Origin of the sequence: Pontibacter pudoricolor (assembly GCF_010092985.1) — a bacterium.
Classification (GTDB): Bacteria; Bacteroidota; Bacteroidia; order Cytophagales; family Hymenobacteraceae; genus Pontibacter; species Pontibacter pudoricolor.
The window spans coordinates 2,099,482-2,111,491 of record NZ_CP048106.1 but is presented as its reverse complement, the minus strand read 5'-3'; the positions used below and the strand labels follow the sequence as shown (position 1 = coordinate 2,111,491).

The window sequence follows — 12,010 nt, the reverse complement described above, 5'->3', positions numbered from 1 at the left end:
ATATTAGAAAAACTGCTGGCACTTAAAGCTGATATTCAGGGCATAGCGCAGCGGTAAATAACCCAATTTATAGTTCTTACTCCTTTTATCTATAGTTTATTTATGAAAGCTTTTAAGGCATCGGTATCTGTTTTAGCCTGTTTTATGTTCTTGCCTATTGTTGTGTTCGCACAGGTTGACGTTTCGCTAAAAGCACGGGTGACAGGCTTTGGCGGTAAGTTCGGAGATACGTATGCGGCTATAGGCTATGAACCGACGTTACTTATAAAACCATCAGAAAAGCCCTGGGCTGGCGGAATCAGTTATTCCCGGAATATCCTGGTTTTTGATGCGAACTCGGATATGAGGGCCGGCATGAGCATTTTAAATACACATTTTGGTGCCAAAACTACTGTAGCCAGATACTTTCATCCATTTGCCTATGCGTTGCTGGGTTTGCGGTTCATGACTTACGAAAACGATGATCATCCATCTGAAAGCAGCTCTGGTTTTACTTCGATATCTCTGGGATACGGTGCCCGGACAGGATTGCAGATCGGAGGCGACAAATGGCGCTTCGAAGGGAGTATTGAATACCTGAGTGGCACTACTTCCAGGTATCTTACCCCAGCGTCTTTTTCCAGAGCAACACAAGAGGGTGGGGCTTACCGCAATTATACTTCTCTTACCGCTATAAACGGGGTAACGGTAGCGGCAGGCATCGTGTATGTTATTGATTTAGGTAACAATTATTCGGATCAAACTATAGATTAAACTATAAAAGCTGGCTGAGGCTATAATAAATGCGTATTGGGATGGCTAAAACTGTGCAATATCCGTTACAAACTATATATTAGCACTAAGTACAAATTTCATCCTGATAAAAACTGATCTCAAACCCTGATCGGCTTTAAATTCTACTGTTAACATGCTTATAAATAAGGTCTCTGACCAGATAAAGAAAAGTAAATACATAAGCCGCGACCTGAGCTGGCTACGCTTTAATTACCGCGTACTCGACCAGGCCCGCGATACAAACAAGTCTATTTTTGACAGGCTCAAGTTCCTGGCCATTACCTCGTCTAACCTCGACGAGTTTTTCATGATCAGGGTGGGCAGTTTGTACAACTATATCGACTACGGTAAAGAGCGTACAGATTATTCGGGCCTTCGTGAGCTTCCTTTCCGCAAGAAGCTCTTGGATTATTCGCACCGTTTTGTAAACGACCAGTACCTGACCTATAACAACGAACTGAAACCGCTTTTCGATAAGAGTGGCTTTGACGTGCTGATGGTTGGCGAACTGACCGAAATAGAGCAGAAGAAAGTAGACGGGTACTTTAAGAATACCATATTCCCGCTGCTTACACCCATGGTGTTCGATAATTACCATGGTTTTCCGCTACTCATGAACCAGCTGCTGACCTTTGGTGTAGTTACCCGCACCGACGATGAGCAGAAAGCACAGGACCGCCTGACCTTTGTACAGATACCACAAAACCTGGCGCGTTTCTACGAGATCAACCGCAAGGACAAGATCATATTTGTACCTATTGAAGAAATTATCCGCTGGAAAATAAAAAAGCTGTTCCGTAATGTAGATATCGTTTCAGTTAACCTATTCCGCATTACCCGAAACGGCGATTTTACCCTCGAAGAATCAGACGACATTGAAGCGGACTTTGTACAGGAAATAAAATCCAAGCTTAAGACCCGTAAAAAAGGGCGGGTGGTACGCCTGGAAGTAGAGCGGAATCCGTCGGCTTTTATGATGAAAGTACTGAAGGATCGCTGGGTTATCGATAATGCCAACGTCTTTACAATCAATAGTTTAATAGACCTGCGCGCGCTGTGGCAAATCATTAACCACCGGCAGTTCAAAGACCGTTGCTTTAAACAACCATCGTCTGTGATGCCGCGCAGCCTGCCAAGCGATGGCATAGACCTGTTCCAGTACCTGAAAGAGCACGACGTGTTGCTACACCATCCTTATAACAGCATGGAGCCGGTGGTACAGTTGCTGGAGCGCGCCGCCGAAGACCCGTATGTGCTGGGAATTAAACAAACGATATACCGCCTCGCAGACCAGAGCCGCGTTACTGCCGCGTTACTGAAAGCCGCCGAAAACGGAAAACACGTATCGGTGTTGTTTGAAGTTAAAGCCCGATTTGATGAAGAGCGTAACCTGAAAGAAGGTGACCGCCTGGAAAAAGCCGGCTGCTTTGTAATTTATGGTATCAGCAAGTATAAAACGCATACCAAAATGCTGATGATCATCCGGAAAGAAGGGGAGAAGGTAACGCGTTATGTGCACATCGGCAGCGGTAACTATAACGAGCAAACAGCCCGTTTGTATTCTGATGTCAGTTTGCTTACAACCGATGAGATTTACGCGCACGATGTTTCCGAATTCTTTAATGTAATTACCGGCCACTCCCGTCCGAACGAATACAAATCGCTGATGACCTCGCCGAAAGGCCTTCGTAACCAGTTGATCGAGCTGATTCGTAACGAGGCCCGGAATGCTAAAAAAGGACTGAAAAGCGGTATTGTGATCAAGATCAACTCGCTGGAAGATAAAGAGGTAATGGACGAGTTTTACAAGGCATCCAAGGCCGGTGTTCCTATAAAACTTATAGTTCGTGGTATTTGCTGTCTGCGACCGGGTCGCGAAGATCTGAGCGAGAATATTTTCGTGAAATCTATAGTTGGGGAATACCTGGAACACAGCCGTATTTATTATTTCCATAACAGCGGCGATGCCAAAGTTTACAGCGGCAGCGCTGATGTAATGGTCCGCAGCTTTGACAGGAGAATAGAGGCCCTGTTCCTGATACTGAACGAAGACCTGAAACGCGAGGCCATTTCGATTCTGCACTACAACCTGCTCGATAATCAGAACTCCTACATTATGCGCGAAGACGGGACCTACGTTAAAAAACGCCCTGCCGCCGGGGAAGATGTAGTGGACATTCACAAGATATTCTACAACCGTACTATTTATGAGAACATGGATGTAGAGCTGGTTTAAGTAAATTCTCAAAACCCTCCCTTAGCAATAAGAGAGGGTTTTTTCTTGGGGATATTTTTTGTCATCTTGATTAGTTACAGGACCTTGTATAGTTAACCCACCCCTGCCCCTCCCGGGAGGGGAATTTCAGCTATAGTTGTAGTTTGAGTTGTAGTTCTATAGTTACAGCCTGTTGATAGGACAGGTCACGGCCTGTCCCTACGGAAATACCACCACGATAAAGCGATGCAACTATAGCAGTTCCTTTAAACTATAACTATCGACCTGATCACAGTCTTTGGGATGAGCGCCTTTGCTTTGTTGCGGTGCCGTCAGGCAACCCGAGGTAAGAGGGTAGCAAGAAAGCAGCAGCGCGATGCCCTTATCGAGGGCCCCTACCCCCAAGACGGGGCCTCCCGGCCATGAGGGCACCAAAGCTAGCTATAGAACAGTAGGCAAGTAGAGCTCCCAGGTTTAGAAGCAGCTATAGAAGAAATGCTTGGTTCGGATAGTAAAGCAGTCAACTATAGCACTCAGATTTCTCACTTTGTTCGAAATGACAAGGGAGGCAAATTCAATTACAGGACAAATATGATCCTTCACAGCTAGGCTGGCTCTCTCTTCGGCTCGCGTCTCAAAAATGCTCGGGATGACAACAGAGAAAACCGTTTTATCAACTTACTTCTAACCCTTCCATTTTGTACCTGCATGATTTATTGTAACTTTGGGTAAATACGATCATCACCCTAACTATGAGTTTACTGAATTTTATTACCTGGAACGTAGATCCGGAAATATTTAACATCGGGCCGGTTTCTGTCCGTTGGTATGGGTTGTTTTTTGCGCTGGCTTTTGTGTTTGGGCAACGCATCCTTACCAAAATCTATGTGGCTGAAGGCCGTACCGAAGGCGATGTAGATGCTATAACGCTATACATGATCATTGGTACAGTAGTTGGTGCCCGACTAGGTCATACACTTTTTTACGACCCTGAATATTACTTGAGCAACCCGATCGAGATACTGAAAATATGGGAAGGCGGATTGGCGAGCCACGGAGCAACTATAGGTATTCTTTTCGCACTGTGGTTATTTAGCCGAAATCATAAATTTAATTACATGTGGGTGCTCGACCGCATTGTAATAGTGGTTGCCCTGGGCGGTGCGCTTATCCGTTTAGGTAACCTGATGAACTCCGAAATAATCGGGAAAGTGACGGATGTGCCATGGGCTTTTAAGTTCCTGAGAAACAACGAAATAATTAACGGTGTAGCCGCCTCGCAGGACCCACGCCACCCGGCACAGCTCTATGAGTCCATTATGGTTTTTGGCCTGTTTGTGTTGCTTTACTGGCTCTGGAAAAAGTATAAAGAAGCATTGCCGCTTGGGTTGCTTTTCGGTTTGTTTGTAACACTGCTCTTTAGTTTCAGATTTGTTATAGAATTCCTGAAAGAGGATCAGGTGGCAAAGGAAGCAACAATGACCTTAAACATCGGACAGCTTTTGAGCATCCCGCTTATATTTATTGGGCTGTTTGTACTGTTCAGAGTATGGCGAAATCCGAAGCCGGGGTTGCCGGGAGGTAAACTGGCAGAAGTTAAATAAAATAAAATGGGGCTGTGGTGATAAACTACAGCCCCATTTTATTTCATAGTTCGGGTTTAAAACGTATACTGGAAAAGATTGCCGCCTTCGCTGGTAAGTATAAGTGTGTTATTATCTTTAAAAGTGACAGCCTCTGTCTGGCCGGCGCCGCTCAGTTGTATTTCTTCAGGTTTACCTTCAAAAAATAATTCAGGGTTATCTACATTCCGATACAGATGGATTTTACCTTCGCTTAGCAACACAATCATACTAGCATCAGGACTGATGCATGCGCTTGTAACCCGGTCGGTCATTTTTATTGTTCCTATCTTTTTAGCTGTATAAGTGCCAGGCTTGTCAGGGAGTTGGTAAACCTTTGCTTCATGGCTTCCATTGCGGTCTTTTGATATCAGGTAGAGATTGCCATCATACCAGAAAAATGCTTCGCTGTCAAAACTGTTCTTATCTTTTTTAGACGGTTTACCTTCATAGTCTTCGTATGTGAAGCGGATGGCCTGAGGGTTTGCCATTTCGCTGAAAGGTACTTTATAAATGGCCAGTTCGCTGCGTTTGCTGTTGTTGTTGCCAATATCGCCGATGTATAAATTTCCGTTATCGTCCCGTGTCAGGTCTTCCCAGTCTACATTGGGCAGTTTAAATTTGTAGGTTTTTACCAGCTTCCCGTTTTCGTTTATCTCGTAAAGATAAGGTTGGTTGTTCGCGTCGTTATGGGTAAGATAATTTCCTTTTTCGGGCATAGTCTCAATCCCTGAACTTTCTTTTACAACACTGGGTAAGGGGGCAAGCGTTTCGAATTTACCAGTTTCGGATTTTATTGCTTTTGAGGTGGGTGTAGCCTGGTCCCGGTTACGAAGAAAATAAAAGGCAATAGCCAGGACAGATGCAAAAACAATAAAGATTTTTATCATAAGTTTCATAAAAAAGGGCGTAAATAATGCTGTTGGTACCTACGGTAAACGTACTATAAGGTCTTACGTTTACTATATAGTTTTTTCAAAACAACGTTTTCGCAACTATAAATGGATATCCTGAAAATAAAGGAAACCTGCCTGTATGTGTCGGACCTGGCAAAGACCAAAGCTTTTTACAACGGCTTGCTTAAGTTTGATGTGATTGGCGAAGTGCCCGGGAGGCATGTGTTTTTCAGGGTGGGTAGTTCGGTGCTGTTATGCTTTATAGCGGAAGCAGCGCGTAAACCAGGCAGCCTGCCACCGCATTTTGGTTCGGGCGAGCTGCACCTGGCCTTTGAAGTAAGTAAAGAAAACTACGCACCAACAAAAGCAACTATAGAAACCGCCGGTATACCTATTGAACAGGAATATGACTGGGGCGGAGGTTTCCTGTCGTTTTATTTCCGGGACCCGGATAAGCATCTGCTGGAAGTTGTGATGGATGGCATGTGGGAGAGAAAAGTTGAAAAGTTAGAAAGTTAGAAAATTGAAAGGTGGGTGGCGATCTTTTAACTATAGGTTTTAGCTTGCGAACTATAAAACAAAAGCCCCAGAACTAGTCCTGAGGCTTTTGCTATAACTATAGTTTATCTTATTGTAAACGCGACTGCAGTTCTTCTACAATCCCACCGTAGCGCTTCAGTAACCTTCCCCAGTCCGAGAAAAGCTGATCTTCTTTTACGCTTATTACACCGTCGGCCCGCTGGCTGATTATTTTTACCACGTAGGTCAGCTCGTTAGAGTTACCGCCGCTGCTCACGATCATACGCGTCCGGATGGTGCTCATGCCGTTAAAGTTCTGTACCTGCCACGAGGTTGTAAGATAGCCTGTATTATAGTCTACTGTTTCCAGCACATCAAAACTGCGGGTAATAATGGAGCTTAGCGTGCGCCAGGCATCTTCAGGGGCTATCGTTTTATTCACGGGTATGGTTATGCGCACGTTGGCCATGTCCGTAGAAATAGAGGAGTTGTAAGCTTCATCTTCTACCATCTCTACAAATTCGGTTAATGGTGGTTCCTGCATGTTGGTTTGGTTGCAGTAGCTTTTCGTAAACCTGATGAACCCATCTTTCACCACACGAACTTCTACACAATCATTTTTAGGAACTTTAAGATCATATTTGCCCACACCCAGTATTTTACCGGCCACTTCAATGTTAGCATCGGCTGGGGCGGTGGTTATTTTTACCAGCCGGTCCTCTAAAGCTGCTCTGAAACGGATGGGAGGGGCCGGGTCGGTGGCGGGTTTGTTGCAGAATACCTGGGTTACGTCAGCATAGCCTTCGCGCACTACATTTACAGTTACACATTCGCCGTTCGGTATAGTAATATCTGAGGTGCCTCTGCCTTTCGAAACGCCATTTATTTGTACCGTGGCATCAGCCGGGAACACTTCCAGGCGAACCTGGCGGTCTTTCATCTCAAAAAAATCTTTAATCGGTGGCGCTTCGCGGTCCGGAGCGTTGTAGTAAATTTTAGTGATCGGCGCAAAGCCTGTTTTTTTAACTTCTAAGGTCAGAAACTTGCCTTTGCCAATTACCAGGTTTGTACGTTTTGTCCCGATCATGCGGCCATCCACATAAATTTCGGCATCGTAGGGCTCCACGCTTATGTCTACCAGGCGGTTTTCCAGGGCTATTTTCTGTTCCTTCTCCCATTTTATAGTTCGCGGATATTCTTTTATCAGCGGTTCATAACCTTCCTTCACGATCTTGATCCTGTTCCGGGAGTCTTTCGACAGTTTCAGTTCGATGCTTCCCACACCAAGTTCGGCGACCTCGGAATTATCGGATTCACGAAGCATAAAGAATTTAGCATCGGGGATGTTAGAAGTGATATTGATCTTACTCTGGGCGAAAACTGAAACCGACACAAAGCAACAGCAGAGGAAAGCGTATAACTTTTTTTGCATAAAATAAGGGTTTTAGTTAGAAAGACAGATCTCCGGAGAAAAATATGGAGTAAGCACTTATATTGTGATTTTTGGTATATACGCAAGTAAATATATTAATGTTCTAATAGATGTGCGTGTTTTTTGTATGGCGATGGTAGTTCAATGTATAGCGGTCAGTATTGATAGCCAGGTAGTTGCCAGAGATGAAAGCTTAAAACAGTGATCCCTTTCGGCTATAGTTTATTTATAGCTGAAAGGGATCACTATTATAGTTAATACCTATAGTTTTACATGTTCCTGTTTCGGAACATAAGGTCTGTAAGCGCTATAGAATATGTACCGTCAGCGGTATATGTTACAGTATAGGACTGAGGATAATAACCCGGATCAACATAACTCAGGAGTGAAGGTACAGGCAGTGTTTCAGCGTCGCCGGCAGCCAGGCTTTCCAGGTATTCCAGCGTTATCATTGGCTCCAGGAACGTAACTCTGTCATCATGAGAGCCATAAATAAATGTTCGGGAGAAGCCGGCAGGCGAGAATTCAGGCGAACGTACGTCGCTCCAGTGCACGCCCATGTGCGGTACGGCAAACGGTTCGGGGCCGAACGTATAAAACTCAGGGAAAACAGTGCCAACCAACGACCAGGCACCTTCATCAGGACCGCCAGCTACCTGCATGATCTGCCCTTCGGTCTGCATGAAAAAGTGGAAATCGAAGTGCGGTAAAGTATACACGCCGGTTGGTTCGTGCCCCATCGGGTTCCAGCCAATAGTTACCGTTTTATAACCTGTAGAATGTGCCTGGCCTGGCAGCGGAAGTACAACTTCGTACATTTCCTGTTCTGCGATACCATCCAGCACTCCTTCAGTTAACTCAATACCCATGGCGACCGGTTTGCCCTGCAACACTTCAACCCAAACCCAGGCCGTGCCATCCCCGATAGCAACTGCATCGCCATAATAAATTTTTGTCTCAGTTGTTTTCGCTTTTTTCTGATCATTACCGAGCGAAGCTGTTGGTTCTACATCCTGCGATTTTTCGCAACCTGAAAGCAGGATGACAGAAGCCAACGCCAGTGTTTGCAATAGCCTGTGGCTGTGCATAAATAGTTTTTTCATAAGCTTGTTTTAGTTGTGGTTAATTAATCATGAAGCGCAGGAAGGGTTGATACTGCGTTTTTCAGAGAGGTAGCGGGTAGGGCAAAGGTATAAACTATAACTTATTGTTGATAAAATTATACTAAGTAAAAATGGAGTTCTGCTTAGTTTATAGTTGCTTTAACTTTATAGTTGAAATTGGTGTGTAAGGGGAGGCACTGTTAGTACACCTCGGAGCTGTTTTAAGAGCTTTAAGTTATAGTTGCTCATTTATCTTTACCAAAGTAGCCGCATCAAGCGTATGGCCTCCTTCAAAAGTATAGAACTGAGGTGCAATGCCTAATTCAGACAGGAGCTGTTGTTTTTTCTGAAGACTTTCGGGTGTTATAAATTCATCCTGTGTACCATAAACTATAGCAACAGGCAGGTTTGTGAAAGCAGCTTTACCGGCAGTAAAATCAATATCTTCAGGGAAAGATGCGGCCCAAAGAATAAGCCGGTGCACAGGCGCAGCACCGGAGGCCAGCCAGCGGCTAACTGTAGCGCCACCCTGCGAAAAGCCAACTATAGTTACCCGTACTTCAGCAGATAGTTGTTGCAGCTGGGTTTGCAGCAGCAACGTAAGGTAAGCGGCCTGGTCTTCAATTTCCGTCAAACGGTCTTCTTTTGTCATCCAGGTGGCGCCCACTCTCCCCGAAAATCCATCCAGGTAAAACCGTGAAAGCGCTTCGGGCGCAACTATAATTGTGCGGCCATTATCCAGAGGAGCAAAATGACGGAGAAAGTAGCGGGCCAGCTGCCCGTAACCATGGCAAACTATCCAGAGGTCTGTAACCTCGTCAGATGGAGTCCCTAAACTATAGTAGCGGGCAGTGCGCTGTGTTAGCAGGTGTTGCTCGGTCATGGATCAGAAGTGAGTTTAAAGCAGCCTTTAACGCAGTACCAGCAGTTTGCTTCCTACAAATGATCGGAAGTAAACTGGAAAGGCAACAGGTCGGCTACGGTGTTAAAGCGATAGTACCTGCCATCGGCAGCCTGCAGCAAAACCGGGATCGGCTCTTTTTGTTTGAACTCGTACTCGGCCATAACCTGGCGGCAGGCGCCACATGGCATGGCCGGTAAAAATTCCTCCTCGTTGCGGCGGCGGGCAGTTACGGCCAGTAATTTAATTTTCGCTTTCGGGTAGTTGGCGCTAAGGGCAAAAAGAGCCGTGCGCTCGGCACATAACCCCGACGGGTAAGCAGCGTTTTCCTGGTTGCTGCCTTTAAACATGCTGCCATCTTCCATTACCAGCGCAGCACCTACTAAAAAGTTCGAATAAGGGGCATAGGCATCGGCTGCGGCTTGCTGTGCCAGTTCCATGGCTTGCATTTCCTGTGCACTCAGTTCAGCAGCAGAATCCAGTACGTCAATATCTATGTTAATGGTCAGTTTATTTGCCATTTAGGTAAGTATCAATACAAAAAATAGAAAAGGGCTATAAAATTACAGGAATATTCCGGAAAAGCAATAAAAGCGTTTGCCTTAGCGCCTGTAATCCTTAACTTGAAGCATAATTAAAACTATAGCTGGCGTGGCTTTAGTAAAAGTAACCGGGCGTACCGGCACAGCCGTCGGGCTTTCGCGGCACGTCCCGAAGCAAGTCCGGGATCTTCGACTTTATAGTTCGTGACCAACTATACAGATTCTTAGAACCGCTCTATCCCTCACGCAAACTATAGTTAAACTATAGAAAGATCTGATAGTACCTTTTATGAAAAATATCCTGCTGCTTGGCGCCGGCCGTTCTGCTACATCGCTCATCGCTTACCTTTTACAGCACGCACCCACCGAAAACTGGCACATCCGCATCGGCGACATGGTAGTGACCCACCTGCATAGTTTGGTTGATGATTTGCCTTACGCCGAAGCCCTGGTTTTTGACGTGCACAACGATGAACAGCGCGAAGCGGAAGTGAAACAGGCTGACCTGGTGATATCGCTGTTACCGGCTGTTTTTCACATAGAGGTGGCTAAAGAATGTCTGAAACAGGAAAAGCATCTGATCACGGCCTCGTATGTTACGCCTGCTTTTTTAGAACTGCACACCGAAGCACAGCAAAAGAACTTAACCATACTGATGGAATCCGGCCTGGACCCGGGCATTGACCATATGTCGGCAATGGCTGCTATACAGCACATAGAAGCGAAAGGCGGTAAGCTTACTTCTTTTAAGTCGTACACCGGCGGCCTGGTTGCGCCTGAGTCCGACACTAACCCTTGGAACTATAAGTTTACCTGGAACCCGCGCAACGTGGTACTGGCAGGGCAGGGCACAGCCAAGTATATCCGGAACGGTGAGTACAAATACATACCCTATCATCAACTGTTTAAGCGCACCGAGCAACTATACGTAGACGGCTACGGCCATTTCGAAGGCTATGCCAACCGCGACTCGCTCAGCTACCGCGAACCTTACAACCTGCTGGACATACCAACTATGCTGCGCGGTACGCTTCGTAAACCCGGTTATTGTGCCGCCTGGGACGTATTTGTGCAACTGGGCTTAACCGACGACAGCTATACCCTGGAGGGCTCGGAGAACATGACGTACCGTTCCTACTTTGAGGCTTTTCTGCCCTATGCTACCAACGGCGAAACTATAGAACAAAGGGTAGCCAACTACTTAACTATAGATGAACAGAGCGAAGTATTGCAGAAACTTTCCTGGCTCGACCTCTTTACCGAAAAGCCTGTAGAGCTGGTGGGTGCCACGCCGGCGCAGGTACTGGAGAAGATACTAAAGGAGAAATGGCAACTATCGCCCGGCGACAAAGACATGATCGTGATGCAGCATTTATTTGAGTATGAACTGGCAGGCGAGAAATATGAGGTCACCTCATCGCTGGTAGTGAAGGGAGATGATGAAGTGCACACGGCTATGGCGAAAACGGTGGGTTTGCCGGTTGGTATTCTGGCAAAACTGCTGCTACAGGGTAAGATCTCAAACCGTGGCATCGTTATCCCGACCAAACCGGAACTATACAAACCTGTGCTGGAAGAACTGAAGTCCTACGGCGTTAATTTTATAGAACAGGAAAGGCTGCTGGAAAAAGTAACTATAAAATAAACAGCCCATTGCGTGAGTGTCCCCGCTGGTGACAAACTATAGCGTGGGCCTCTGGCCCGTGTAAACTATAGTTCGCAGCTACTTATTGCTCTCTAACTGCTGTTCCGGACATCCTCGTCCGGAACTAATCCTGAAGCGGATTTCCTAATCCGCGTTATTCGTAATACGGGGATTAGGAAATCCCTGGCAGAGCTCTTTCGGACTTGGAAGTCCGAAAGAGCTTTTAATTACAAATCCAACATCATAGATAGGCACGAGTTACAAACTCGCGCCAGCATATTGCCAGCATATCTCTTGCCCTCGCTCGCGTTCTGCGAGTGTGGGTTACCTATGGCGTCCCGCCACTTTACACTAAAAGTAT

General features: G+C 45.9%; 10 protein-coding genes. 5 read left to right on the top strand and 5 right to left on the bottom strand.

Annotated elements, in window-relative coordinates; genetic code table 11:
* Positions 1-102: 102 nt before the first annotated feature.
* The 3 genes from GSQ66_RS09055 (at position 103) to lgt (ending at position 4,593) form a co-directional block, all read left to right on the top strand.
* Entirely contained in the window at positions 103-753 is a 651-nt protein-coding gene (locus GSQ66_RS09055) for a hypothetical protein (protein WP_162427181.1), read from the top strand.
* A 154-nt stretch (positions 754-907) separates the two neighbouring features.
* Positions 908-3,010, top strand: coding sequence for a polyphosphate kinase 1 (gene ppk1, locus GSQ66_RS09050; RefSeq protein WP_162427180.1), 2,103 nt, complete (start codon positions 908-910; stop codon positions 3,008-3,010).
* A gap of 731 nt (positions 3,011-3,741) precedes the next feature.
* A complete protein-coding gene (gene lgt / locus GSQ66_RS09045; RefSeq protein WP_162427179.1) occupies positions 3,742-4,593 on the top strand; it encodes a prolipoprotein diacylglyceryl transferase in 852 nt (283 codons plus the stop codon).
* Positions 4,594-4,649: 56 nt separating this feature from the next.
* On the opposite strand, the gene GSQ66_RS09040 is transcribed toward lgt, so the two are convergent.
* Entirely contained in the window at positions 4,650-5,501 is an 852-nt protein-coding gene (locus GSQ66_RS09040; protein ID WP_238395879.1) for an NHL repeat-containing protein, read from the bottom strand.
* 111 nt (positions 5,502-5,612) lie between these two features.
* On the opposite strand from GSQ66_RS09040, the gene GSQ66_RS09035 reads away from it, so the two are divergent.
* Positions 5,613-6,026 carry a VOC family protein gene (locus tag GSQ66_RS09035; protein WP_162427177.1) on the top strand — a complete coding sequence of 138 codons (414 nt, stop codon included), beginning with the start codon at positions 5,613-5,615 and terminating at the stop codon, positions 6,024-6,026.
* A gap of 109 nt (positions 6,027-6,135) precedes the next feature.
* On the opposite strand, the gene GSQ66_RS09030 is transcribed toward GSQ66_RS09035, so the two are convergent.
* The 4 genes from GSQ66_RS09030 to cdd form a co-directional block, all read right to left on the bottom strand.
* The gene (locus GSQ66_RS09030) at positions 6,136-7,458 is read right to left on the bottom strand and encodes a hypothetical protein (RefSeq protein WP_162427176.1); all 1,323 of its coding nucleotides are present in this window, start codon (positions 7,456-7,458) and stop codon (positions 6,136-6,138) included.
* Positions 7,459-7,727: 269 nt separating this feature from the next.
* Positions 7,728-8,561: a hypothetical protein gene (locus GSQ66_RS09025; protein ID WP_162427175.1), complete on the bottom strand. Its 834-nt coding sequence runs from the start codon at positions 8,559-8,561 to the stop codon at positions 7,728-7,730.
* Positions 8,562-8,796: 235 nt separating this feature from the next.
* Complete coding sequence (locus GSQ66_RS09020; protein WP_162427174.1) at positions 8,797-9,444, bottom strand: alpha/beta hydrolase; 648 nt, start codon at positions 9,442-9,444, stop codon at positions 8,797-8,799.
* Between the two features lie 53 nt (positions 9,445-9,497).
* Complete coding sequence (cdd, locus tag GSQ66_RS09015) at positions 9,498-9,983, bottom strand: cytidine deaminase (RefSeq protein WP_162427173.1); 486 nt, start codon at positions 9,981-9,983, stop codon at positions 9,498-9,500.
* Between the two features lie 310 nt (positions 9,984-10,293).
* Between cdd and GSQ66_RS09010 the strand changes: the two genes are divergently transcribed.
* Complete coding sequence (locus tag GSQ66_RS09010) at positions 10,294-11,649, top strand: saccharopine dehydrogenase family protein (protein ID WP_162427172.1); 1,356 nt, start codon at positions 10,294-10,296, stop codon at positions 11,647-11,649.
* Positions 11,650-12,010 lie beyond the last annotated feature (361 nt).